This is a genomic window from Rhizobium sp. AG207R (genome assembly GCF_027109195.1).
Lineage (GTDB): Bacteria > Pseudomonadota > Alphaproteobacteria > Rhizobiales > Rhizobiaceae > Rhizobium > Rhizobium dioscoreae.
In genome coordinates this window covers 96,458-122,348 of record NZ_JAEPVT010000003.1, presented here as the reverse complement: position 1 = coordinate 122,348, position 25,891 = coordinate 96,458, and the positions used below count along the sequence as shown (strand labels likewise).

Here is a 25,891-nt window from a genome sequence, read left to right as displayed (position 1 = left end):
TCTATTGCTTCTAAACCGCTGTGGGAAAATCCGGAGGAAGATGCTCCGCCGGAGGAATATCCGGGTAGAGCCGCCCTGACATCACATCCGCAATACGTCCGAAATTCAGGCCTTTATAGTAACCTGAAATCCAAGAGTAAGGAATCTGCTTGATGCGAGCCAATTTGATGATCGGAACAATATCGGGAGTGACCTTACGGTCGTGCATATGGTGTGTCCACTTCTTCAAAAAAACCCTTGAAGCAGGGACCTAGAAATGCGAATCTACCGCTGCAACGCTGTTAGATAGGCACGTCCGGTATCCCGCCCAGCGGGTAGGGCTTGTCCGCTGACGCCACGGGCCACTTTGCAATCGGCTGCAATCCGAATTGTATTGTGGCCCTTTTCGTTACTGCCAGACTGCGCGGCGCTCATTGCGCCGTCCGGCTATAGCTATAAGCATTTCACCTCCGATCCACCGCGACTCGGATGCGGTAATCGTATATCGCCATATTTATTTATTCGCGTCAAGAAATTATTCTTCCGCGATCTCAATCTCTTTCTTATTCCTTGAAAAGAGTATAATATTGCCTGCGTAGGTATATCGCATACTCAAAGGAAAACCGAATGGTCGCCCGATCAAGAAGCCCCAGTTATCCCAGCACCTCAATTGAATATGCCCTTGAACTCGTTAGGAAAATACATCAAGTCGAGCGCACGAATCCGATCGACCGAGAGGTTGCCGCTAAGGCGATGGGATATACGGGAATTTCTGGTAGATCGGCAACCGTACTCTCTGATTTAAGCCAGTATGGGCTTCTTGATAAAGCCGGTAAGAGCGAAGTTCGGGTGACGCCGTTGGCCGTCGATCTTTTATATCCGGATGATCGGCAGTCTTATCAAGATGCACTAAAGCAGGCGGTAAACAAGCCGGAGCTTTTTCAAAGAATTATGGACCGTTTCACCGATGGTCGTCCGTCAGCAAATGCATTGCAATCATTTCTGATTAAGCAGGACTTTACCCATGCCGCCATCCCTGCGGCAGTTCGTGCCTTTCAAGAAACTTTCTCCTACTTGGAGAATAAGATTGAAAGCGATAGTAATTCACTTCGGCAGCCAACTGTGGAAGAATCTGTTGTAAATCAGAGAGTTGAAGAGAGTTCGAAAGTGCAAGACCTAACGCCATCGGAGACGTCGCGAGCGGCGGAGAAACCAATTCTCGGAAATTCGAGAGAAATGCCCTTAGTCACAGGTGCCGATATTAGCTTTTCTCAAAAGAAAATTTGGCTTGGGGGTGTTATCACAAACCAAGTCGAAGCGGATGAGCTGATAGCTACGATTAATGCGCTTAAGCCCATGCTACAAAAGGAGCCACTTGTGGACCGCAAAGAAGGAGAGTCAGGTAGCATTTTTGATTGAGCATCTTGGCGGTTTGTGTCGCCCATATGTGCGTTGTAGATCGGATTTGGAAGTTAAGCGAGGACTATCATTGTTTACTGATTGCCGTTTAAGCGGTGGCGGGTCGCATGACTTTGCCTTCCCGGGAGCGCGCCCACTGAATGACGGGGCGTTCGAGCAGCACATAGCTCAGCGTGCCGATGGCAAAGATGATGGCGGTTGCGATCAGGCTTGAGACTATCCAGCCGCCCAGCACATCGTCCGAGCCTGCGCCGAAAGACGAGGGGAAGAGCTGCGGCATCAAGGTCAGCACGATATCCTGCCAGATGTAGACGCCGAATGAGACGGTGGCGACATAAAGGCTTACGGGATTGTCGAGCAGCTTTGCCATTAGCAGCGATTGGGGAAGCGCGCAAAGCGCGATTGCGACCGCGAGGGGAAGCAGCGGGAATTGATAGGGAATGCCAAGCCAGGCATAGCCTTCCGCCGCACCGCCGATGGACTGCGGCAATTGCCACGCGCCCATGACGATCGCAAGTGCGCCGATGATATCGTAGATCGCCGCGCGGCGGGCTGAAAGAAGTGTCTGGATGCCGGCGGCCAGCGCGCCGATCGCGAATATCGCGAAAAAGCCGATGGGATTGTAACGCGGCATCCATTCCTTGGCGCCACCCTGGAAGCCATAACGCCATCCTTGCCCGGCAGTGTCCGTTGGAAGATAGGTAACGACAAGCCAATGGCCAATCAAGGATATGGCAATGATGCCGATCCAGAGCAGGCGGCTGACAAGAATGGAACGCGTTCTCAGTTTCGGATGAAACAACAGCAGGAAGCCGATCGGCATGAGAACATAGCAGGTCGTCTCGAAGGGGATCGACCATAGCGGCCCATCGCCTTGCACCGGAAAAAAGGTGCGCCAGTGCCATTGGCTCATCAGGAAGAAACCGGCGATGTAGCGGCCGACCAGTTCTGCATCGAGCGGAAAGCCATAGATGGTGAAACTAATCAGGAAGCCGACCGTCAGGGCAAACCAGAAACCCGGCAGGATGCGTGCGGCGCGGCGCATGGCGTAGATCTTCAGCGAAGGTAGGGGTTGAGCTCTATCCAGTGCCAGCCAGAAGGGGCGTGCAAGAAGGAAGCCGCTGAGGACGAAGAAGACCGAGACGCCGTGATTGCCGAAGCGCGCGATTATGAAGGTCATGTCCAGATCCGGTGGGACCTTGTAGAAATTCATGCGAAGCACGAGATGGTGAACAAGCACCATCAGACATGCGACAGCGCGCATGAAATCCGCTCCTCCTAGACGTCTTCCGTTCTCCATTCCGTATCCGCCGAAACTCCGTCTCCATTGGGTTAGGTCATCGCGGCGGTTTCGGCAAGGCAGATGCATGAAAGCACGACGCCCGAACCTGTGGTGCAAGGTCCGGGCGTCGACCGGTCTCCCGTACCTGCCAGAAACGAGAGACCGGATTCGGATGTTGGAAAAAGGATCAGGCGGCGACGGAGCGATAGGGGCGCGTTGCGCGCGCGGGCTTCAAGGCGTTGCTCCACCAGTTCAGCCGCGCGATTAGAAGCACCAGCGACTTCCGGGCATCGAGCGGGTTTTCCAGCGTGCCATCCTCGGCAAACCTGCCCCAGGGATTGGCGAAGCTAACCGTATCGCGCACGGTGACGGCATGCAGCTCGGCAAAAACGAGCCGCAATTGCTCGACGGCGCGCAGCCCGCCGGAAATTCCGCCATAGGAAACGAAGGCGACGGGCTTGCCGTGCCACGGCTCATAGACGAGATCGAGCAGGAATTTCAGCGAGGCCGTGAAGCTGTGATTGTATTCGGGCGTGACGACAATGAAGGCATCCGCCTCCGAAAGCCGCGCTGAAAGCGCGGCAACGCCGGGATGCTCGCGATCATGCTGGAAGGGCAGATCGAACTCGAGAGGGTCGATCAGATCGATGTCGATGAGGGGATAGTGTGCCAGTTCCCGAGCGACCCAGTTGACTACCCGGTCGCATAGCCGTCCCGGACGCGTGCTGCCATAAATGATCGCCAGCCGGGTTCTTTCTGTCATGTCTTACTCCTGCTTTACGCGGTTCGGAGCTGGCGTTATAAAACCTCAAGTAAAGTTGAGGTCAATAGCGTAAAATGGGAAAAATCGAACCTGGTCAATTTTCCAGGCAGCTGACCGTCGGCGAGGTGGCGGCGCGCAGCGGCGTGGCGGTCTCCGCGCTGCATTTCTACGAGGCGAAAGGGCTGATCGAGAGTCATCGCAGCCGCGGCAACCAGCGGCGTTATCCGCGCGAGGTGCTGCGCCGGGTCGCCGTCATCAAGGTGGCGCAACGCGTCGGCATTCCGCTTGCCGAGATCCAGGCGGCGCTGGAAGCCTTACCCCAGGGACGCACGCCGACCGCGGCCGACTGGAAGGCGCTCTCGGAAGTGTGGAAGGACGATCTCGACGCCAGGATCAAACGCCTGCAGGGACTGCGCGATCAGCTGGACGGCTGCATCGGTTGCGGCTGCCTCTCGCTCGACAGCTGCCCCTTGCGCAATCCCTGGGACCGACTTTCTGAGGAGGGGGCGGGACCGCGGCTGCTCGATCCCGGAGAGTGAATTGCACGCTCAGGCGTGGACGCGGCTTTCGGCCATGTAGCTTTCGAGAACGGCGGCTTCTTCCTTCGAAAGGTAGAGCCCTTTCTTGGAGCGGCGCCAGAGAATGTCGGCGGCACTACAGGCCCATTCCTGTTCGATCAGGTAGCGCACTTCCGCCTCGTAGAGATCGCTTCCGAAACAGCGGCCGAGATCGGCGACCGTCTTTGCGTTGCCAAGGATGATGGCGGCGCGTGTGCCGTAGCGGCGGATGAGGCGGCGGGCATGCGGATCGGCAAGGAAAGAATAGCGCGACTTGAGCTTGGAGACTTCGGCCTCATAGCCGCGAACCGGAAAGTCGCCGCCGGGCAGCGAACTGCCGGCAGTCCAGGGCGTACCCTTCAGGCCGATGGCCTCGCCGATCTTCTCCAGCGCATGTTCGCCGAGGCGGCGATAAGTGGTGAGCTTGCCGCCAAAGACATTGAGCAGCGGTGCCTGGCCTTCTTCGCCTTCGACCTTCAGCACGTAATCGCGCGTGGCTTCCTGCGCCTTCGATGCGCCGTCGTCATAGAGTGGGCGCACGGCCGAGTAAGTCCAGACGATATCCTCGGGCTTTACCGGCTCCTTGAAATATTCGCTGGCGGCATTGCAGAGATAGGTCGTCTCCTCTGCAGTGATCTTCACATCCTTCGGATCGTCCTTGTAGTCGCGATCCGTGGTGCCGATCAGCGTGAAGTCCTGCTCGTAGGGGATGGCGAAGATGATGCGGTTGTCCGGGTTCTGGAAGAAATAGGCGCGGGGATCATCGAACTTCTTGCGCACGACGATATGGCTGCCCTGGACGAGACGGACATTGTGCACCTGGTTCTTGCCGAAGGCACCGGCGAGCACCTGATCGACCCAAGGACCCGCCGCATTGACCAGCATGCTCGAACGAAACTGGCGCTTCTCGCCGCTAATCGTATTCTCCGTTTCGATCGCCCAGACCGCGCCTTCGCGGCGGGCGGAGATCACTTTCGTCCGTGGCATGATCGTTGCGCCGCGGTCCGCCGCATCGCGTGCGTTCAACACCACCATGCGGGCATCGTCGACCCAGCCGTCGGAATATTCGAACGCCTTGGTGAAAAGCGCCTTCAGCGGCTTGCCCGCCGGATCCTTCTTCATGTCCAGCGTCGCGGTCGGTGGCAGCAGCTTTCGTCCGCCGAGGTGATCGTAGAGGAAAAGGCCGAGGCGGATCAGCCAGGCCGGGCGGATGCCCCCCTTGTGATAGGGCAGGACGAAGCGCATCGGCCAGATGATGTGCGGCGCCATCGCCCAGAGCACTTCGCGCTCCATCAGCGATTCGCGCACGAGACGGAATTCGTAATGTTCGAGATAGCGCAACCCGCCATGGATGAGCTTCGTGGCGCCCGACGACGTGCCGGAGGCGAAGTCGTTCATCTCGGCGAGCGCGACCTTATAGCCGCGCCCAACGGCATCGCGGGCAATGCCGCAGCCATTGATGCCGCCGCCGATAACGAAAATATCGTAGACCTGCTCGCTCACCCGCCCCTCCGCAAAGGTCAGCCATCCCCTGAAGATGGAAAATCGAAACTAATCCATCTAAAGCGAAACAGATACGAATGTCAAACGAACGTTTCTTGACGGAAAGCGCGCCGATCAAGCTGGTCTGCGAGAGGTTTCAACAAGATGCACGTCATGTTCCGCGGCGATGGAGCGCACGGATTCGATGCTGCATTCGTCCGTTACGAAGGTATGAACCTGCGATAGATGGCCGATGCGAACCGGAGCGGTTCGTTCGAACTTGGTGCTGTCGGCGACGAGAATGACGTGCCGCGCATTGGCGATGATGGCCTGCGCGACTTTCACTTCGCGAAAGTCGAAATCCAGAAGCGCGCCGTCGGGATCGATCGCCGAGGCACCGATGACAGCGTAATCCACCTTGAACTGCTTGATGAAATCGACGGCCGCCTCGCCGACGATGCCGCCATCCGAGCCGCGCACGACACCGCCGGAAATGACGACTTCGATAGAGGGGAAAATACGCAACTTATTGGCAACGTTGATATTATTGGTAATAACCATCAGTTCGTGATGGCCAAGGAGTGCCTCGCCGACAGCTTCCGTCGTCGTGCCGATATTAATGAAAAGCGAGCTGTTGTTGGGGATCAGGCTTGCTGCGGCGCGGCCGATCGCCTGTTTTTCGGGTGCGGCGATGGAACGTCTTGCCTCATATTTTACGTTCTCGGTTCCGCCGGGGAAGATCGCGCCGCCATGCACGCGCGATAGCACGCGGCCGTCGCAGAGGTCGTTCAGGTCCTTGCGAATGGTTTGCGGCGTGACCGAGAAGCGCAGCGCCAGCTCTTCCACCAGTACTCGCCCTTCTGCCTTGGCGATTTCGAGGATCTCGGTCTGACGTCCGGATAGGAACATGGTTTTCGCTCCCTTTCTTTCGTTTTTTCGTCATCATATGATAAAGTGAAAATTCCGCAATTACCGGCGCGCGAATAGTGCGGTTGGGGAGGTCATCGTGTTTCATCCGAAGCTATTCGAAAATCGCAACGTCGTGGTCACCGGCGCCGGTCGTGGCATCGGGCTGGAGGTCGCGCGCCAGTTTCTCGATTGCGGCGCCCATGTCCTTGTTCATGTTGGCCGCGATGGCAGTCGCGATTTGCCTGATTTTCTGATGGAAGCGGAAGCCGAGCGCCGCGCCTTTCTCATTGCCGGCGATTTCGCCGCCCGCAATGGTACGCGCGATTTCGTTAGCGCTGCCGGCGAGCGTTTCGACCGCATCGACGTGCTTGTCAACAATGCCGGCACCATGGTCGGGCGATTCCCAGCCGGCGAGCTTACGGACGAACAATACGAGCAGATCGTTCATCTCAATCAGACTTCCGTGATGGAGGTGACGAGAGGACTGTTGCCGCTGCTGCGGGCAGCCGGGCAGGCGGCGATCGTCAATACGGTTTCGATTTCGGCGTTGACCGGCGGCAGCCCGGGATCGGCGATCTATTCCGCCTCGAAAGCCTTTGTCGCAACCTACTCGAAAGCACTGGCGCGCGAACTGGCACCGGATGGCATCCGGGTCAATTGCGTCTCTCCCGGCACGATATCAACCGATTTTCATGAGCGCTATTCCTCGAGAGAGAAGCTGGAGCAGACGCGCAAATCGATCCCACTTCAGCGCCTGGGAACGCCCGAAGATTGCGCGCCCGCCTATCTCTTTCTCGCAGCGCCCCTGCTTTCCGGCTACGTCACCGGGCAGGTAATTGAGATCAACGGCGGACAGCTTATCTGCTGATAAAACGGACCTTTTTTGGTTTTCCGTGTCTTTTTGAATCAGCTTCTGATTTGATAATATTATAAGCATACCTCTGGGGATTTCTTACTAGAGGCTGTCATATGTCGTCGTCTCTACCGCAGGGCGGTGCAGCGGAACGTGATGTTGAGGAAATGACTGACAGGGCGCGAAAGGCGAGCGCCCTGCTGAAAGCACTATCGCACGAGACGCGCCTGGCAATTCTCTTCACGCTTGCCAAGCACGAGAAAACGGTGATGGAGCTCGAGGCTCTTCTTGATCTTCCGCAGGCCGTCGTGTCGCAGCATTTGGCGCGTCTTCGCCTGGACAAGCTGGTCGATACGCGCCGCGAAGGGCGACTCATTCATTATGCCGTCGCGCGGTCGGAAATCTGTGCCGTCGTTGAGTCGCTGCAGAAGGCGTTCTGTCAGACCGATCGCTGATCCCTGAGGCCGCTTTGTATGTTGCGCTCGCCATGCTGTCGGTCTAACTCTTTCGTCGCGGGAGAGCGGGATGATCGACAAGCTGGAATTCTTCATAGCATTGGCGAATCAGAAGCATTTCGGACGTGCTGCCGAGGAATGCGGTGTGACGCAGCCGACCTTATCGGCGGCAATCCGGCAATTGGAAGATCAGCTCGGCGTAATGCTCGTCAGCCGCGGTTCACGCTTTCAGGGTCTGACGCCTGAGGGGCAGCGCGTGCTGGAATGGGCGCGCCGCATCGTCGGCGATAGCCGCACTATGCGCGAGGAGATGCGCGCGGCGCGCAAGGGTCTTGCCGGCCATATCCGGATCGCCGCCATTCCGACAGCGCTCGCCATGGTGCAGAAAATCACCACGCCTTTCCAGGAAAGACACCCTGACGTCACCTTCTCCATTTTATCGCGCAATTCGCTGCAGGTTCTGAGCCTGCTGGAAAATCTCGAGATCGATGCCGGCATTACCTATCTGGAAAACGAGCCGCTCGGCCGTGTCACCAGCGTGCCGCTCTATGCTGAGCGCTATCACCTGATTACCGCGGCGGGCAGCCCGTTTTCCGAGCGCAAGACCGTCACCTGGAAGGAAGTCGGCGATCTTCGGCTTTGTCTATTGACTGCCGACATGCAGAATCGCCGCATTATCAATCGGCATCTTGCCGAGGCAGGCGCAACGGCCAAACCGACGCTGGAATCCAATTCGATGATCGTGCTGTTTTCGCATGTGCAGACCGGGCGCTGGGCGAGCATCATGCCGAAGAATATCGCTGATTCCTTCGGTTTTCCGGCGGATATTCATAAGATCCCAATCACGGAGCCTGACGCCGAGCATCTTGTCGGCCTGGTCGCCACACATCGTGAACCCTTCACGCCCCTCGTCTCTGCCTTGTTGCACGAGGCAAGATTGCTCGCGGAAGAGGACGAGAATCGATAGAAATTTTCTATCGAGCAACGAGACTGCCTTATTGATCCCTAGCCGTCTCCCTGCGACCTTAACGGCATGGCGTGTCGATCGCGCGCCAGGAGGAAATGCCGCATAGGCCTTTTCCGAAGATTCGCCTTCGATCTTCGGAGCTATGCGCGGGAGGCTGCTAATGAGTTTGAATCAGGCTGCGGGCGATATCGCAACCCGGGCCGGCACCATCATCGATAGCATGAAATCGATGGAGGGGCCGCTTTTGCCGATCCTGCATGGGATCCAGGAAGAATTCGGTTATGTGCCGCAGGACGCGTTGCCGCTGATCGCCAAGGCACTGAACCTTTCCCGCGCCGAAGTGCACGGCGTCATGACCTTCTATCATGACTATCGCGATCATCCGGCCGGCCGCCATGTTCTGAAGCTCTGTCGCGCCGAAGCCTGTCAGTCGATGGGCGGCGATGCGCTGGCGGAGCGTATCAAGCGTCTCCTGGGTATCGATTTCCATCAGACCACGCTCGATGGCAGTGTCACGCTGGAGCCGGTCTATTGTCTTGGGCTTTGCACCTGCGCTCCGGCTGCGATGCTCGACGGCGAGCTGCATGGCCGGCTCGACGACGAAAGCGCCGAAGACCTCGTAAAGGAGGCGCGCCGATGACACTCACCATCTATGTCCCTCGCGATGCCGCCGCCCTTTCGCTGGGTGCGGAAAAGGTGGCGCAAGCCGTCACGCAGGAGATTGCCAAACGCGGGCTCGATGCGCGCATCGTACGCAACGGCTCGCGCGGCATGTTCTGGCTCGAACCTCTGGTCGAAGTCGAGATCGACGGCAAGCGCATCGGCTATGGACCGGTGAAGGCCAAGGATGTTCCCGCACTATTCGATGCCGGGCTCGCCGAAGGCGGCGAGCATCCGCTCTGTCTTGGGGAGGTCGAAAGCCTCCCATTCCTCAAGGAACAGACCCGCCTGACTTTTGCCCGCTGCGGCATCACCGACCCGCTTTCGCTGCAGGATTACGAAGCGCACGGCGGCCTGAAAGGTCTGCGCCGCGCCATCGGCATGGCTGCTGGCGATATCGTCAAGGAAGTGACCGATTCCGGCCTTCGCGGCCGCGGTGGCGCGGGTTTCCCGACCGGCATCAAGTGGAAGACGGTGCTCGATGCGCCGGGGACACGCAAATATATCGTCTGCAACGCGGACGAGGGCGATAGCGGTACCTTCGCCGACCGGATGATCATGGAAGGCGACCCCTTCGTGCTGATCGAGGGCATGGCGATTGCAGGCCTCGCGACGGGCGCGACCAAGGGCTTCGTCTATACGCGTTCGGAATATCCGCATGCGATCGCCGCGATGACGGAAGCTGTCGAAATCGCGCGCAAGGCCGGTATTCTCGGCGCATCCGTGCTCGGCTCAGGCAAAACCTTCGACATGGAAATCCGCACCGGCGCCGGCGCCTATGTCTGCGGCGAGGAAACGGCGCTCTTGAACAGCCTCGAGGGCAAGCGCGGCATCGTGCGTGCCAAACCGCCGCTGCCGGCGCATAAGGGCCTGTTCAACTGTCCCACCGTCATCAATAACGTGATCTCGCTCGCCTCGGTCCCCGTCATCATGGACAAGGGTGCTGCCTTCTATCGCGATTTCGGCATGGGCCGGTCGCGCGGCACGATCCCGCTGCAGATCGCCGGCAACGTCAAACATGGTGGCCTCTATGAAACGGCCTTCGGTCTTTCGCTCGGCGACATCGTCGACCGGATCGGCGGCGGCACGGCGACGGGGCGACCGGTCAAGGCCGTGCAGGTGGGTGGGCCGCTGGGCGCCTATTTCCCGCGCGCGCTGTTCGGCACGCCGTTCGACTATGAAGCGTTCGCGGCCAAGGACGGTCTCATCGGCCACGCCGGCATCGTCGTCTTCGACGATACCGCCGACATGCTGAAGCAGGCGCGGTTCGCCATGGAATTCTGCGCGGTCGAAAGCTGCGGCAAGTGCACGCCCTGCCGCATCGGCTCGACGCGCGGCGTCGAGACGGCCGACAAGATCGCGCGAGGGATCGAGCCGGAGAAAAACCGGGTGCTGCTTGCCGATCTCTGCAACACCATGAAGTTCGGTTCGCTCTGCGCGCTCGGCGGCTTCACGCCCTATCCCGTCATGAGCGCGATGACCCATTTTCCGGAGGATTTTTCTCCGGCTCCCTTGATTGAAGCGGCGGAGTAAGACCCATGTCCCTCGTTCCAGAAATCGATTACGGCACGCCGGCCTCCACATCCGAAACCATGGTGACGCTCACCATCGACGGTCGCCAGATCACGGTGCCCGAGGGTACGTCGATCATGCGCGCCTCGATGGAAGCAGGCATTCAGGTGCCGAAGCTCTGCGCCACCGATATGGTCGATGCCTTCGGCTCCTGCCGCCTCTGTCTCGTCGAGATCGAAGGCCGCAACGGCACGCCGGCCTCGTGCACGACGCCTGTGGCACCCGGCCTCGTCGTTCACACGCAGACCGGCCGGCTGAAGGACATCCGCCGCGGCGTGATGGAGCTCTATATCTCCGACCACCCGCTCGACTGTCTGACTTGCGCCGCCAACGGCGATTGCGAATTGCAGGATATGGCCGGCGCCGTCGGCCTGCGCGATGTGCGCTACGGCTATGAGGGCGACAACCACGTCAAGGCGCGCAACAACGGCGACATCAATCTGAAATGGATGCCGAAGGACGAGTCGAACCCCTATTTCACTTATGATCCTTCGAAGTGCATCGTCTGCTCGCGCTGCGTGCGCGCCTGCGAGGAAGTGCAGGGCACCTTCGCACTCACCATCGAGGGCCGCGGCTTCGGCTCGCGCGTCTCGCCCGGCATGCATGAGAGTTTCATCGATTCGGAATGCGTTTCCTGCGGCGCCTGTGTGCAGGCCTGCCCGACCGCGACACTGACCGAAAAATCGGTCATCTCGATCGGCCAGCCGGAGCATTCGGTCGTCACCACCTGCGCCTATTGCGGCGTCGGCTGTTCCTTCAAGGCGGAGATGCGCGGCGAGGAGCTGGTGCGCATGGTGCCGTGGAAAGACGGCCAGGCCAATCGCGGCCATTCCTGTGTCAAGGGCCGCTTCGCCTATGGCTATTCGACCCACAAGGACCGCATCCTCAATCCGATGATCCGCGAGAAGGTGACCGATCCCTGGCGTGAAGTGACCTGGGACGAGGCGTTTGCCCATATCGCCACCGAGTTCAAGCGGCTGCAATATCAGTATGGCCGCGATTCCATCGGCGGCATTACCTCCTCGCGCTGCACCAATGAGGAAACCTATCTGGTGCAGAAGCTGGTGCGCGCAGGCTTCGGCAACAACAATGTCGATACCTGCGCCCGCGTCTGCCATTCTCCCACAGGTTACGGCCTCGGCCAGGCTTTCGGCACCTCCGCCGGCACGCAGAATTTTGACAGCGTCGAGCATTCCGATGTCGTCATCGTCATCGGCGCCAACCCGACGGATGGCCATCCGGTCTTCGGTTCGCGCCTGAAGAAGCGGCTGCGCCAGGGCGCCAAGCTCATCGTCATCGATCCGCGCCGCATCGATCTGGTGCGCACGCCGCATGTCGAAGCCAGCTATCATCTGCCGCTGAAGCCAGGCACTAATGTCGCCATTCTGACGGCACTGGCACATGTGATCGTCACCGAAGGCCTGTTCGACGAGAAATTCATCCGTGAGCGCTGCGACTGGTCCGAATTCGAGGACTGGGCAGCCTTCGTTTCCGAGCCGCAGCACAGCCCGGAGGAAACGGAAAAATACACCGGCGTTTCTCCGGAACTCGTACGCGGCGCCGCTCGTCTGTTTGCCAAGGGCGGCAACGGCGCGATCTATTACGGTCTCGGTGTTACCGAGCACAGCCAGGGCTCGACCACCGTCATGGCGATCGCCAATCTCGCCATGGTGACGGGCAATATCGGCCGTCCGGGCGTCGGCGTGAACCCGCTGCGCGGACAGAACAACGTGCAGGGCTCCTGCGACATGGGCTCCTTCCCGCACGAGCTGCCGGGCTATCGTCATATCTCCGACGATGCGACCCGCGATATCTTCGAAAAGCTCTGGGGTGTGAAGCTCAACAACGAGCCGGGCCTCCGCATTCCAAACATGCTGGATGCCGCCGTCGAAGGCACGTTCAAGGGCATCTACATCCAGGGTGAGGACATTCTCCAGTCCGATCCGGACACCAAGCATGTTGCGGCCGGCCTTGCTGCGATGGAATGCGTCGTCGTCCACGACCTCTTCCTGAACGAGACCGCCAACTACGCCCACGTCTTCCTGCCCGGTTCGACCTTCCTGGAAAAGGACGGCACCTTCACCAATGCCGAGCGCCGCATCAACCGCGTGCGCAAGGTCATGACCCCGCGCAACGGCTATGCCGATTGGGAAGTGACACAGAAGATGGCGCAGGCCATGGGTCTCGGCTGGAACTATACGCATCCGTCCGAAATCATGGACGAGATCGCCGCGACGACGCCGAGCTTCGCGCTCGTCTCCTACGACTATCTGGAAAAGATGGGCTCGGTGCAGTGGCCCTGCAACGAGAAGACGCCGCTCGGCTCGCCGATCATGCATGTCGATGGCTTCGTGCGCGGCAAGGGCAAGTTCATCCGCACGGAATATGTCCCGACCGACGAGCGCACCGGCCCGCGCTTCCCGCTGCTACTGACGACCGGGCGTATCCTCAGCCAGTACAATGTCGGTGCCCAGACGCGGCGCACGGAGAATGTCGTCTGGCACGCGGAGGACCGCCTGGAGATCCATCCGCACGACGCCGAGCAGCGCGGCATCCGCGAGGGCGATTGGGTGCGGCTCAGCAGCCGATCCGGCGACACGACGCTCAGGGCGTTGATTACCGACCGCGTCGCGCCCGGTGTCGTCTATACGACGTTCCATCATCCGGACACGCAGGCGAACGTCATTACCACGGATTATTCCGACTGGGCGACGAACTGCCCGGAATACAAGGTGACGGCCGTGCAGGTCTCGCCCTCGAATGGTCCATCGCAGTGGCAGGTCGAGTATGATGAACAGGCCCGGCAGTCCCGACGCATCGTTGGGAAGATGGAGGCTGCGGAGTGAGTTTGAGGATGCGGCGGAATACCCCCCTCTGTCACTTCGTGACATCTCCCCCACAAGGGGGGAGATTGGTAGCTCGCGGGATGCTCTCGGCACAAGCTTATGCTGTATCTGTAGAGGTTGCAGCTTATTGTTTAACGGATAAAGAGCGTCAAACTCCCAACGATCTCCCCCCTTGTGGGGGAGATGTCGCGATAGCGACAGAGGGGGGTACTTTCCGCCCCACCCCACAATGACCAAATTCACGCCCACCACCCTCGTCCCCGAGACCGCCCGCCGCAACGGGTTGGTGCGGTCCGGCTCCCGAATTGTCCCCGAGGAAGTACCGATCGCTTTTTCCTATGGCGGCACCTCGCACGCGGTCATGATGGGTACGCCCGCCGATATCGAGGATTTCGCTGTCGGCTTCAGCCTCACCGAGGGCATCATCACCGATATGAGTGAGATTGCTGCGATCGAGCCGATTGAGGACGAGCAGGGGATCGACGTGCAGATCACGCTCGTCGATGATGCCGCGGATGCCCTGCGGCTGCGCCGCCGCCATATGGCGGGCCCCGTCGGCTGCGGCCTTTGCGGCATCGAATCGATCGAACAGGCAGTTCGCAAGGTGCCGGATGTCTCGAAAGTTGCTTTGAAGCTGACGCAGAGGGATATCGTTCGCGCCATCGCTCTCCTCAATGATGCCCAGCCGCTGCATCGCGAGACGCATGCCGTGCATGGCGCGGGCTTCTATATTCCGTCCGAGGGTCTGCTTGCCGTGCGCGAGGATGTCGGCCGGCACAATGCGCTCGACAAGCTATGCGGCGCGGTCATTCGGTCCGGTCATAAGGGCGCGGATGGCGTGGTCGCCGTCACCAGTCGCCTTTCCGTCGAGATGGTGCAGAAGGCAGCGATATTAGGCAGTTCCGTCCTTGTAGCGATTTCCGCGCCGACGGCGCTTGCGATCCGTACGGCCGAGGAGGCCGGCATGACGCTGGTGGCGCTGGTGCGCGGCGACGATTTCGAGATTTTCACCCACCCGCATCGCATCATCACGGGGAGCATCGCCGATGTCGCCTGACGAAACGCCGCATGGCAAGACCGAGACCAAGCTCATCTATATGGCGAACCAGATCGCCACCTTCTTCAAGACACAGCCGGCGGGTGAGGCGGTGCAGGGTGTGGCTACGCATATCAACAAATTCTGGGAGCCGCGCATGCGGAGACAGCTGTTCGCGATCATCGATCATGGCGACAGTGGGCTGAACCCTTTGGTCCTGGAGGCGGCCTCGCTGATCCACAGGCCGGCGCCGGCCGAGGAAATTAAGTCGGCTTAATACTAGCACAGATGGCGCATTGGGATGGAGAGTGGAGGCTCTATCGTCGAATGCGATTCCTTTGAGGAAGGGTGCCGGTCTTTGAAGCAAGGAGGAGTTGTTCATGACGGCTGCGGATACGAATATTTCCCGAGGGACGGCAACGGCGGGTCTGCTCGATCGTGAGCGCATCATTGCCAAGCCGGGCTTCAACCGGTGGCTGGTGCCGCCGGCGGCATTGGCGATCCATCTCTGCATCGGCATGGCCTATGGCTTCAGCGTGTTCTGGCTGCCGCTCTCCAAGGCGCTCGGTACTCCGGCTCCAGCTCCTGCAGAATGCGCCAGCCTCAATCTTCTGACCGCCCTGTTCACGACGAGCTGCGACTGGCGCGTCAGCGATCTCGGTTGGATCTATACGCTGTTCTTCGTGCTGCTCGGCTCCTCCGCTGCCATCTGGGGCGGCTGGCTGGAACGGGCCGGGCCGCGCAAGGCCGGCGTAGTCGCTGCCTGCTGCTGGTGCGGCGGTATCCTGATTGCCGCGATTGGCGTCATCTTCCATCAGCTCTGGATCATGTGGATCGGCGCCGGCGTCATCGGCGGTATCGGGCTTGGTCTCGGCTATATTTCACCCGTGTCAACGCTGATCAAATGGTTTCCGGATCGGCGCGGCATGGCGACGGGCATGGCGATCATGGGTTTCGGCGGCGGCGCGATGATCGGGGCGCCGCTTGCGAGCCTGCTGATGAACCACTTTCGCACGGATGGATCGGTGGGCGTCTGGCAGACTTTCATCGTCATGGCGGCCATCTATTTCGTCTTCATGATGGGAGGCGCCTTCGGCTATCGCCTGCCGCCGGCCGGCTGGCGTCCTGAGGGCTGGACGGCACCCGCGGCCAAGAGCTCGATGATTACCACAAAGCATGTGCATCTCCGCGATGCCCACAAAACCCCGCAGTTCTGGCTGATCTGGGCAGTATTGTGCCTCAACGTCTCGGCCGGCATCGGCGTCATCGGCATGGCCTCGCCCATGCTGCAGGAGATTTTCGGCGGAGCCCTCATCGGCCTGCCGGATGTGAAATTCGCCGATCTCAGCAAGGATCAGATCGCCACCGTCGCTGCCATAGCCGCCGGCTTTGCCGGTCTGCTGTCGCTCTTCAACATCGGTGGGCGCTTCTTCTGGGCGTCGCTCTCCGACAAGATCGGCCGCAAGAACACCTATTATTGCTTCTTCGTCATCGGCATTGCGCTCTATGTCCTGGCTCCCTGGGCGGCCGGTATCCATAGCAAAGTGCTGTTCGTCGGTGCGCTTTGCATCATCCTGTCGATGTATGGCGGCGGCTTCGCTACCGTTCCCGCCTATCTTGCCGATATCTTCGGCACGCAGTTCGTAGGTGCGATCCATGGCCGGCTGCTGACGGCATGGGCGACGGCCGGGATCATCGGGCCTGTCGTCGTCAACTATATCCGCGAGGCACAGAAGGCAGCAGGCGTCGAAGGTGCGCAGCTCTACACCTTCACCATGTATATTCTTGCGGGCATGCTGGCTCTGGGCTTGATCGCCAATTCGCTGGTCAAGCCGCTCTCGGACAAATGGTTCATGTCGGACGAGGAGGTGGCGGCGCTGCAGGCAAAGACCGCTGCCGCCAATGCAGGCCCCACCGGCTCCTTCGGCATCGGCACGGGTGGTTTCGACGGCAAGGCACTGATCGCCTGGGCACTCGTCGGCATTCCGCTCCTCTGGGGTGTATGGGTGACGATCAAGAGCACCTACGCATTGTTCGGCTAACCAAGCATTTTGAAGACGACAAAGCCGAATTGCGAGAAAACCGCCGCGAGAGAGCGGCGGTTTTTTAAAAAGGACTATGCGGCGAAGTTATGCGGCAAGTTCATCTGTTTCGTTTTCCTTGAACATCTTGGCGAGGTTCAGGAAGCAGATCATGCCATTCTCCGTGGCGATGATGCCTTCGCAATAGGCGCGATCGAAGGAGGCGGTCACTTCCGGCACCGGTTGCACCTGGCTGGAGGCGATCGTCAGGATGTCGGAGACGCGGTCGACCAGCATGCCGATGACCATGTTATGCACTTCGGCGACGACAATGGCGCTGCGTTCGTTGGCGACCGTGCTCTGCATGCCGAGCTTGTAGGCAAGGTCGATGATCGGGATGACCGAACCGCGCAGGTTCATGACGCCGATGACATCGGCCGGCGCGTGCGGGATCGGCGTCGAGGGTGCCCAGCCGCGTATTTCGCGGATCGTGGTGGTCTTGACGCAGAATTCCTGATCATGCAGCCGGAAGGCAATGATCTCCAGAGTATCGCCGCTGAAGCTGGTGGAATTGATCGTGGCCATGAACGTTCTTCCCATTGAACCCGTGACGCCGATGCGGCGCGTTATTGGCACGATAGGGCAAGAAGATTGCTTAAACCTAAACCTATACAAGCGGTTTCGACAGTATTGGCTGGCAAAGCAAGATGCTGGAAGTATGGAGGTTGTAAAGGGAGAGCAGCCACCCGCCCCCGTGGTTCGAGGGCGCTCACGCGCCACCTCACCATGAAGGCTGATCGTCTCGCTCTGCTGCCAAAGAGCGTAGCTATATCGAGGAAGGGCTTACTCCACCCTCATTCTGAGCCTGTCGAAGGACGAGGGTGGCCCCAGATAGGAATGCTCGCCCGCCGGCAATCCATCACCGGATTCCTTTGCCGGCCGGACAGCGCCTCAGGCGGCCCGGGTCGGTCGATCGAAGATGCGCCGGCCAAAGAGGCTTGCGGCCATTTCCACCAGCACGCGGGCGCTCTTGCCGCGATCATCGAGGAACGGGTTGAGCTCGACCAGATCGAGCGACGAGACGAGATTGCTGTCGGAGAGCATCTCCATGATGAGATGCGCTTCGCGATAGGTCGCGCCGCCCGGCACGGTGGTTCCGACGCCCGGCGCGATATCCGGATCGAGGAAATCGACATCGAAGCTGACATGCAGCAGGCCGTTGGCTTCGCTGACGGTATCAAGCACCTTGCGCATGATGGCGGCGACACCCTGCTCGTCGAGGGAACGCATGTCGAAGACGTTGACGCCGTGTTCGCGGATTTCCTCGCGCTCGCGCGGGTCGACGGAGCGGATGCCGACCTGGAAGACCTTCGTCGGGTCGACCAGCGGCCGCCCGGCCGGCAGAACACCCTCGATCTCGGCTTCGCCGCAGAAGAATGCAACGGGCATGCCGTGAATATTGCCCGAGGGGGAGGTGGCGGGCGAATTGAAATCGGAGTGGGCGTCGAGCCAGAGCACGAAGAGCGGGCGGCCGACCTCCGCCGCATGGCGGGCCATGCCGGAGACGCTGCCCATGGAGAGACTGTGGTCGCCGCCGAGGATCAGCGGGAAGCCGCCAGACGATGCGACATCATAGACCTTCGCTTCCAGCGCACGCGTGAAGGCGCCGACAATCTTCAGATTGTGAGCGTGGGGATGGTCCGGAAGATCCGCTGCCGGAACAGGATGCAGGTCGCCGCTATCCGTGACGCGATGGCCAAGTTCGGTCAGGGTGGTTTCGATGCCTGCGATGCGGAGCGCCGTCGGACCCATGCCGGCGCCGCGGCGGCCGGAGCCTTCCTCCAGGGGAACGCCGATCAGGGTAACGGGAGTGGATTGCGTATTCATCGGCATTGCTCCGAGAGTTAGAGCGATTCCGGAAAAGCCAGCAGCGGCTTTGCCGGGACGGCATGAAAACAATGAGATAGACCAGTTCGCGGCCAGTGAAGAGCTGATCGGCCTGAATCAGGTTGCCTTGCATTATCAATTGTCTGGATGACAGCAAAAAGATAGAAAATTGTCCAGAATCATCCGACTTTCGACAGATTGATCAGTCTGATTGCGCAGAATGACAATCCGACGGCTCAATCTTCATGTGAGCTCGCGCTGCGCAACAACGCACACATCTCCGTTTCCTCTCACTCGATAATGGTCTGCTTCCGCGGGAGAAGTGTTCCTCAATATTCATGCTCGTAGACGACGCCGGCTTCCCCGGCGCCGTCGGATCCCGCCGCACCGCGCAGCTTCACGCCGCGACCGACGTTAAAATTGATGATGGCCTTGGTGTTGTTTGAAGCGCCCTGCTGCAGTTCGATATAGGTGCGCTTGTTGATATACTTGCCGGCGCCAACCTGTGCCTGGCCGTTCGCATCCGTCGAGATGTCGAGATCGTCGACGCCAAGATGGCTGCGCAGGCCTTCGAAGAGCGAGGTGGAGCGTCCGCCGGCCAACTGGCTGGCGGCGTCGGCGAGCTGGGCGATCTGCATGGCCGATAGTTTCGACATGGATTGGCCGAAGATCAGCTGTGCCAGCACCTCGTCCTGCGGCAGAGCCGGCGATGAGGAGAAGCCGATCTGCGGGTCGGTCGCCAACCCGGTGACATCGACCGTTATCGTGGTGGAGCCTGCCGTCGACGTCGCTTCCATGTTGAGCGCCGGCGTCAGATCGCCGCCGAAGGTGATCTTGCTGGTATCGGTGAAGTCAAGCCGACGGCTCAAGATGGTCAGACGCCCGCGCCGCATGGTGAATCCACCGGACACGATTGGTTCTGCTGCCGTGCCGCGCACCGTGATGTTGCCGCCGAGTTCGGCATCGATGCCGCGGCCACGCACGAAAATCTGCGAGGGTGCCTCGAGTTGCAGATCGATGCCGAGCGTGGTCGATTTGCTGCGCGGCGCCTCCGGTTTCTGATCCTTGAACTGGGCGTTGACCGCAGCCGGCGCATTCTTGTGCTTGATGTTGATCTCAGACAGCGAGGCCGGCAGCTTCTGCGGCACGGTGATCGATGCCTTGTTGATCCTAAGATTGCCCGTCAGCATCGGCGCGGTCATGAGCGGTCCTTTGATGCCGAGCGTGCCGTTGACCGTCGCGGTGACCAGGGTCCCGTCGACATAGGTCGCATTGTTGAACTTCATCTGGATATCGGCAGGGAAGCCGCTATCCGGGGTAATGCCGACCGTGCCGCTGCCGGAAACGCTGCCGCCGCTCGTGAGGTTGCCGCTCAGCCGCGAGATGACGGCCTGCCGGCCATCGAGCGTAACCGTGACGGCGAGGCCGTTGAGGGTCAGATTTCGCCGTACATCGACCAGCTTGGCGCCGTCGGTGGTGATCGAGCCTGTAATGGCGGGTGCTGCCGTCGTGCCGCCGATCTGCATGTCGATTTTCGCCGTACCCGTCATGACCAGGCCCTGGGCGGCCAGCTGGCCTGCCAAGGCGTCGAACGGCAGACTACCGGCAAACCTCAGCGCCATCGCCTTGTTGCCGGCAATAGCGACGGTGCCGCTGCCATTCAGCGCCAGGCCGCTCTGGCCGGTCAGGTTGGTGTTGATGGTGACGACATTATCGGCGAACTTGCCGTCCGCCTTGATGCCGAGCGCGGCGAGGCCGGCGGATTTCGTCTGGCTTGTTGCTGCTCCCGACCAGTTGGTCTGGAAGACAACGGCCGGTGAGGCGGCCTTGCCGGTGACCGCGATCGTGCCCGAGATGACGCCTTCTGCCGCAAGCGTCGGCGCAAAGACATTGGCCAGGCTCGCGGGCAGGTTGGCTATCTTCGCATTGATGTTCAGGACCTGCCCGGCGGTGCCATCAACGGTCACTGAACCGCCACCGGTCTGAAGGGTCAGGCCGTTCAGAGAGGCGATGCCGTCCTTGATGACGATCTTCGTCGGCGATGCGAGCTTCACCGGTATCGTGCGCGGCGCGCCTGCAAACGAGTCGAGGCTCACCGTCGTCTGGCCACCAGCCGTTTCGACGCTGCCGTGTGTCGTCAGCGGCGCGCTATCATAGGTCGACTTCAGATCAAAATCCGTGCGGCTGCCCTGCTGGGTGAAGGTCAGGTTAAGATCGGCGATGCGGTTGGCGCCGGAGGCGATCGTATCGGCGCGGATGGTGCCATTTGCAGAGAGGGCCTTGAGATCATCGACGGCAAGTGCCACGGCCGGCTTGCTAATGACGAGATCGTCGCGGCGGATGCCGCTGCCGTTTGCATTGACTTTCAGGCCGATCTTGCCGCCGGTGCTGGCGATGTCGAGCGAGCCCTTGAGGTCACCCTCGGCCTGCTGGCCGGCAAGCGCGGCCAGAAGGCTGAGATCCGGCAGGTCAAAGGTCAGCGCGCCTGTCGGCTCGAAGCTCGGCGACAGATCCAGTTTGCCTTGCAGTTTGTTGATGCCGATTTCGGCTGCCAGCGATGGGATACTGGTGCGGCCATCCTTGGAAACGGCGTCGGCGGTGATGCGGATCGGCTTGCCGTCGATTGCCCCATTTGCCCGGATATTTGCCTGCGGTGCCTTGGGATCGGCGGTGCCGGTCACGCCGACGTCAAGCGTATCGAGCAGCCGTCCCGCCAGCTTGACATTGACGGCCCTGACGGTCGCGTCGATGCCGAGTGCAGAGAGCGGTCCCTTGGCCTTGAGACCGATATCGGCCTGTCCTTGCGCGTTCGGGACGAGCTTGGAAAGGTCGAGTACCTTGCCGGATAGATCTGTGGTTAGCGATTGGTCGTTGAGCGCGACATTGCCATTGATTTCGGCGACATTGGATTTCACCGCAAGATTGGAGAGCGTCATCTTGGTCGGCACCGTGCCGGCGACCTGGCCTTCCAGGGAGATCGTGCCTTCGAACTTGTCCGAGACACCATCCGGCAGAACGCCGGGCAGGGCGAAAAGCTTGAAATTGCCCGTCAGCGCCTTCGACGACAGCGTATATTTGCCGTTGACGGTGCCGCCGATGCTGGCGCTTTCCAATGTCGTATTGTTGAAGCCGATCGTATCGGGCGAGAGCTGCAGCGGCGCAGTCAGCGCAATCGGCGCGCGGATGAGGCGATTGAGGTCGGGGCTCACGAAGGCCGTCTGGCCGACAACCAGGCGAAGCTGCAGCGGGCCGGACATGCCGGTGAGATTGAAGGCATCGCTGCGGGCACTGAGATTGATCTGTCCGATATTGCCCTGCGGCGTGCTGGCGCTGTCGAGAGCAGCTTTTGCGTCGATCTTCACCGATTGGGCCGCACCCGTCAGCGCGATGTCAACCCGCGAAATCAGGGCGCGGACCTCGCCGTTTTCCATAGGCCAGCGGAAATCGACGGGGCCGGAGGTGCCGATGAGATTGGCATTGAGGCTATTGTTGCCGGCGGGATCGAGTGTGCCTGATGCGGCAAGCACGGCGCTGCCGGTGGCGAGATTGCCAGTCTGGATATCGATCTTGCCCTTGCCGTCGAAGGTTGCGGAGAGATCGATGGTGGTCTGGCCGGCAAAGAGCGCGCGCATGGTCGGCGGCAGGAGGGAATCGACATCGCCGCCGCCTTTGACATCGATGTGGCGCAGGCCGTCGTTGGAGAGGCTGTGGTGACCGCTGATGGCGACTGTCGGCTTGCCGTCGAGTGACGCCTGCAGCTTGCCGGCCCAGTTGGAGAGAGGGCCATCGCCGGAAAGATCGATATTGACGGCAGGGCCGCCCGGCAGGTGCAGCAGCCCGGCCAGCATGCCGTCGCGCGGCTCGGAGATCTGTGTCTTCAGTTTCAGCTGATTGTCGGCCGGAGCAAAGGCGATATCGGCGGAAAGCTTGGCATCCGGCACATCGTGCCTGAAGGCATTGAGTGTCAGACCCATACTGCTGTTGTTTGCCTTGACGCTGCCGTCGGCGGCGAGAACGAAGTCCTGCCCGGCAACGGCCTGTCCGATGCGAAGATCAGGCAGGGCGATGGCGCCGATATCGATGGCGATGGGCAGGGAGAAACCGCTGGAGCTTGCCGGCTGCGTTGCCGGTGCGGATGCGACCGTCGAAACCGGCAGCCGTTCGAAATCGACCACATCGGCTGCGACGCGATCGGCATGGAAGGTGCCGGTCAGCAAGGACAGTGGAGACCAGTCGATGGCAAGGTTCTGCACCTTGGCATAGGGGCCTTTCGTGTCGGACACAGTGATCGAACCGACCCTCAGATTGCCGTTCAGCAGTCCTGAGGGCGCGGCGATGGCGATGGTACGATCCGGCGTAGATGCGAGCTTTGCCACCTGATCGACGGCATAACCGGTTGCGGAGGGTACGAGGCCGACGACGAGCACAGCCACGATCACGAGCAAAAGGATTGCCACGACCGCATAGGCGATCCAGCGCACCAATTTCCCGAGGATTCGAATCAATATGCTCATGAAAGCGACAGTAACCTCAATTTCGTAACCGTGTGCTGAAAGGCCCGCGACAACTCTGCGCTTTATCAGAAGGCCTGACCGATGCCGGCATAGATGCCATAAGATGTGCCATTGTCATATTTCTTCAACGGCACAGCGACATCGAGCCTGATCGGACCGAAGGGCGTAGCGTAGCGCAAGCCGACGCCAGCGCCAATGCGCAGATCGGACGCGTCGGGCAAGACGCTGTCTGTGACGCTACCCATATCGACGAAAGGCACGACGCCGATCGTGTCTGTGATCTTCACCCGCGCTTCGAAGGAGGCTGTCACGTAGGAGCGTCCGCCAGTTTCGTCGCCGTGGGAGTTATAGGGCGAGATTTCCTGATAGCTGTAACCGCGCACCGAGCCGCCGCCACCGGCATAGAAACGCCGGGTCGCGGGAATGTCCTCGATGCTGTTTGCGCCCAGCAACGAGCCTGCGGCGAGCTTGCCGGCGAAGACCACGTTGTTGTTGGCGCCTATGCCCTTGTAACCGGTGATCGAACCTTCGAAGGAGCTGAAAACCGTGCCGCCCATTGCTTCATAGCTCGGTTTGGCGCTGATGGAGGCACGATAACCTTCGGTCGGATCCAGCTTGTTGTCGCGCGTGTCCCTGATGTATTCGAGCGGGATCGCGACCGTCAGGTAATTATGTTTTCCGAAAGCATCGGTGGTATCGGATTCATAGGACACCTCGCCGCCGGCAGATACCGTATCCTGATCGTTGATTTCATAGGCGAGGCCGCCGCTCGCCGTGACCGTGTTGGCGTCGTAGGCGTCCGGATGCAGGCTCTGCATCTTGAGGCCGGCGGTAAAAGTTGCCGAGGGATAGAAGGTTGCCGGCCGCACATAGGTGATGCCGGCGGTATAGTCGAGCTGGCCGACATCCGTGGTCTCGCCGATGCGGGAAACCGAGCCCTCAATGCGCAGCGAATCCGCGCGTCCCGTCAGGTTGCGGTGTCCCCAATAGCCCTGCAGGCCGAAACCGTCGATGGTGGAATATTGTGCGCCGACACCGAAGAAGCGCTGCTTGCCTTCCGACACCTCGATGGTCGTCGGGATGCTGCCATCCGGCGCCAGCTTGTCGGCCTCGCGAATGGTAACGCTTGAAAAGACGCCGAGCTTTCTCAGGCGGTCCGAGGCCTTCTTCAGCTCGTCGGGCGAGTAGGGCTTGCCTTCGTTGATGCGGGCATAGCGCTTAATGAAGTCTGGATCGACCGACTTCTGGCCGGTAACGCCGACATTGCCGAAGGGAGCGACGGGGCCGCTTTCGACCTTCAGCGAGACATCCACGGTATTGGTCGAATGATCGGCAATGACCTGGCGCTCGTCCAGTTTGGCGAGTGGGTGGCCTTCGTTCTTGAAGTCGACGACCATCTTGTCGCCTGCCTTCAGAATGGTCAATGAGCCGGCATCGCCGCCCCGCACGAGGCCATAATTGGCCGGGTCCAGCCTCGCGGCGTCGCCAAGCAGGTTGATCTTGCCGAGTTTGAAGACCGGGCCGGGATCGACGCTGATGGTGACGGCAACGGGCTTGGCGCGGCTGAAGGTCGGCGTCGGCGGTAAGGCGTCGAGAGGCGTGCCGTTGACGGCAATGGTGACCACGCCGCCGTAACGGGCCTTTTCGTAAAGCGCTGCTATCAGCCGGTCGCGATCGTCGCGCGCCTTCACGACGACGCCAAGGTCGCCGGATACCGGCTTCTTTTCGTCGGAGATCAGCATCGAGCTATCGCTCAATGCTTCCTTGAGGTCCTTGTCGAGATTATCGGACTTGAAATCCACCGTGTAGCGGACGGGATCGGAAACCTGATCCGCCGTTTCGTCTTCACCCCAGAGCTTGATGCCGAAAAGTTTGAATGCAAAGGCATTTTGGGCGCACACCGGACCGAGCGCCAGCATTGCCGCAACCGCTGCCACGGTTCCTGCCTGCCGATACGCAATACTCTTTCTCGGTTCAGTTCTTTTATGCATACGCCGCTTTACGGTTACATGAGAACTTACTCAGTTTGACGTTTCCCGGGGGTTAACGCGCGGCCACCATAGAGGCAAAAGTCTCTCAGGTGTACCGTTTTGGAGTCAAAAACAGGGAAAATATGCCCGTTAGCGCGCGAAACGCTGAGGTTCTTGCTGGAATTCTCATATATTCAGGCGGCCCGAAAAACAGCGTCCTTGGGTTGTCAAAACCATGCGATAACCAGGTTTCGCCGCGTTGCCAAAGGCATTTGCGGCCCGAATCAAAAAGTCCCGGACTTGCGGCCCGGGACCTTCGAAATTCGATGAAAGATCGATCAATCGATCAATAGCCGCCGTAACCACCGCGATAGCCACCGCGCGGGCAATCGTCGATGTAGCGACGGCCGTAGCGGTCGCGGTAGTAGCACTGGCCGGGTTGTTCCTGGACGCTGCCGATGACGGCGCCGGAAACGCCACCGATCGCTGCGCCGACTGCCGCGCCGCGGACGTTGCCGGTGACCGCGCCGCCGATGATCGCGCCGGATGCCGCGCCGATGCCTGCGCCCTGTTCTGTCGGCGTGCAGCTTGCGATAGACAAGCCGACCAATGCGAGCATAAGAACTTTCTTCATTTACTCTCTCCAACGTTAGTTAAGCCGAACCCCGGCCAACGTCGTCCCAATTCTTCAGCTCCACCACGATGGGCTGTCTTTACAG

The 25,891-nt window shown here is 60.2% G+C and carries 21 protein-coding genes; 11 read left to right on the top strand and 10 right to left on the bottom strand.

The genetic code is table 11. From position 1 onward, the window contains the following. Nucleotides 1–10: 10 nt before the first annotated feature. The gene (locus JJQ51_RS08095; RefSeq protein ID WP_269244521.1) at nt 11–208 is read right to left on the bottom strand and encodes a hypothetical protein; all 198 of its coding nucleotides are present in this window, start codon (nt 206–208) and stop codon (nt 11–13) included. 398 nt (nt 209–606) lie between these two features. Here JJQ51_RS08095 and JJQ51_RS08090 point away from each other — a divergent pair, with 398 nt between their 5' ends. Next, nucleotides 607–1,398, top strand: coding sequence for a hypothetical protein (locus JJQ51_RS08090; RefSeq protein WP_269244520.1), 792 nt, complete (start codon nt 607–609; stop codon nt 1,396–1,398). A gap of 88 nt (nt 1,399–1,486) precedes the next feature. On the opposite strand, the gene JJQ51_RS08085 is transcribed toward JJQ51_RS08090, so the two are convergent. Beyond that, nucleotides 1,487–2,698: an acyltransferase family protein gene (locus tag JJQ51_RS08085; protein ID WP_269244519.1), complete on the bottom strand. Its 1,212-nt coding sequence runs from the start codon at nt 2,696–2,698 to the stop codon at nt 1,487–1,489. Nucleotides 2,699–2,867: 169 nt separating this feature from the next. Next, nucleotides 2,868–3,443 carry an NADPH-dependent FMN reductase gene (locus JJQ51_RS08080; protein ID WP_269244518.1) on the bottom strand — a complete coding sequence of 192 codons (576 nt, stop codon included), beginning with the start codon at nt 3,441–3,443 and terminating at the stop codon, nt 2,868–2,870. Between the two features lie 74 nt (nt 3,444–3,517). Here JJQ51_RS08080 and soxR point away from each other — a divergent pair, with 74 nt between their 5' ends. After that, complete coding sequence (soxR, locus tag JJQ51_RS08075) at nt 3,518–3,982, top strand: redox-sensitive transcriptional activator SoxR (RefSeq protein WP_183761499.1); 465 nt, start codon at nt 3,518–3,520, stop codon at nt 3,980–3,982. Nucleotides 3,983–3,991: 9 nt separating this feature from the next. Here the strand turns inward: soxR and glpD are convergent, their stop codons facing one another. Together glpD and JJQ51_RS08065 are read right to left on the bottom strand one after the other, a co-directional pair. After that, entirely contained in the window at nt 3,992–5,503 is a 1,512-nt protein-coding gene (gene glpD / locus JJQ51_RS08070) for a glycerol-3-phosphate dehydrogenase (RefSeq protein WP_269244517.1), read from the bottom strand. Between the two features lie 114 nt (nt 5,504–5,617). Then, nucleotides 5,618–6,391 carry a DeoR/GlpR family DNA-binding transcription regulator gene (locus tag JJQ51_RS08065; RefSeq protein ID WP_269244516.1) on the bottom strand — a complete coding sequence of 258 codons (774 nt, stop codon included), beginning with the start codon at nt 6,389–6,391 and terminating at the stop codon, nt 5,618–5,620. Nucleotides 6,392–6,488: 97 nt separating this feature from the next. Here JJQ51_RS08065 and JJQ51_RS08060 point away from each other — a divergent pair, with 97 nt between their 5' ends. The 9 genes from JJQ51_RS08060 (at nt 6,489) to JJQ51_RS08020 (ending at nt 16,822) form a co-directional block, all read left to right on the top strand. Continuing rightward, nucleotides 6,489–7,259, top strand: coding sequence for an SDR family NAD(P)-dependent oxidoreductase (locus tag JJQ51_RS08060; protein ID WP_269244515.1), 771 nt, complete (start codon nt 6,489–6,491; stop codon nt 7,257–7,259). 101 nt (nt 7,260–7,360) lie between these two features. After that, entirely contained in the window at nt 7,361–7,699 is a 339-nt protein-coding gene (locus tag JJQ51_RS08055; protein ID WP_113333660.1) for an ArsR/SmtB family transcription factor, read from the top strand. A 70-nt stretch (nt 7,700–7,769) separates the two neighbouring features. After that, nucleotides 7,770–8,666, top strand: coding sequence for a LysR family transcriptional regulator (locus JJQ51_RS08050; RefSeq protein WP_183809767.1), 897 nt, complete (start codon nt 7,770–7,772; stop codon nt 8,664–8,666). Between the two features lie 160 nt (nt 8,667–8,826). Beyond that, nucleotides 8,827–9,306: a formate dehydrogenase subunit gamma gene (locus tag JJQ51_RS08045; protein ID WP_269244514.1), complete on the top strand. Its 480-nt coding sequence runs from the start codon at nt 8,827–8,829 to the stop codon at nt 9,304–9,306. Next, entirely contained in the window at nt 9,303–10,859 is a 1,557-nt protein-coding gene (locus JJQ51_RS08040) for a formate dehydrogenase beta subunit (RefSeq protein ID WP_269244513.1), read from the top strand. Before JJQ51_RS08045 ends, JJQ51_RS08040 begins: the two co-directional genes overlap by 4 nt. A 5-nt stretch (nt 10,860–10,864) precedes the next feature. Further along, nucleotides 10,865–13,744, top strand: a complete 2,880-nt coding sequence (gene fdhF / locus JJQ51_RS08035) for a formate dehydrogenase subunit alpha (protein WP_269244512.1) — start codon at nt 10,865–10,867, stop codon at nt 13,742–13,744. 229 nt (nt 13,745–13,973) lie between these two features. Continuing rightward, complete coding sequence (gene fdhD / locus JJQ51_RS08030; RefSeq protein ID WP_269244511.1) at nt 13,974–14,801, top strand: formate dehydrogenase accessory sulfurtransferase FdhD; 828 nt, start codon at nt 13,974–13,976, stop codon at nt 14,799–14,801. After that, nucleotides 14,791–15,057, top strand: coding sequence for a formate dehydrogenase subunit delta (locus JJQ51_RS08025; RefSeq protein ID WP_113333905.1), 267 nt, complete (start codon nt 14,791–14,793; stop codon nt 15,055–15,057). Before fdhD ends, JJQ51_RS08025 begins: the two co-directional genes overlap by 11 nt. A gap of 103 nt (nt 15,058–15,160) precedes the next feature. After that, entirely contained in the window at nt 15,161–16,822 is a 1,662-nt protein-coding gene (locus JJQ51_RS08020; RefSeq protein WP_269244510.1) for an OFA family MFS transporter, read from the top strand. 87 nt (nt 16,823–16,909) lie between these two features. Here JJQ51_RS08020 and JJQ51_RS08015 read toward each other — a convergent pair whose 3' ends face one another. From JJQ51_RS08015 to JJQ51_RS07995, 5 genes are all read right to left on the bottom strand, one after another. After that, nucleotides 16,910–17,386 carry a chemotaxis protein CheW gene (locus JJQ51_RS08015; RefSeq protein ID WP_095436032.1) on the bottom strand — a complete coding sequence of 159 codons (477 nt, stop codon included), beginning with the start codon at nt 17,384–17,386 and terminating at the stop codon, nt 16,910–16,912. Between the two features lie 366 nt (nt 17,387–17,752). Next, nucleotides 17,753–18,688: an arginase gene (rocF, locus tag JJQ51_RS08010; RefSeq protein WP_113354439.1), complete on the bottom strand. Its 936-nt coding sequence runs from the start codon at nt 18,686–18,688 to the stop codon at nt 17,753–17,755. 329 nt (nt 18,689–19,017) lie between these two features. After that, nucleotides 19,018–23,202 carry a translocation/assembly module TamB domain-containing protein gene (locus JJQ51_RS08005; RefSeq protein WP_269244509.1) on the bottom strand — a complete coding sequence of 1,395 codons (4,185 nt, stop codon included), beginning with the start codon at nt 23,200–23,202 and terminating at the stop codon, nt 19,018–19,020. A 65-nt stretch (nt 23,203–23,267) separates the two neighbouring features. Beyond that, nucleotides 23,268–25,193, bottom strand: a complete 1,926-nt coding sequence (locus JJQ51_RS08000) for an autotransporter assembly complex protein TamA (protein ID WP_269244508.1) — start codon at nt 25,191–25,193, stop codon at nt 23,268–23,270. A gap of 325 nt (nt 25,194–25,518) precedes the next feature. Then, a complete protein-coding gene (locus tag JJQ51_RS07995; protein WP_113333910.1) occupies nt 25,519–25,806 on the bottom strand; it encodes a glycine zipper domain-containing protein in 288 nt (95 codons plus the stop codon). Nucleotides 25,807–25,891 lie beyond the last annotated feature (85 nt).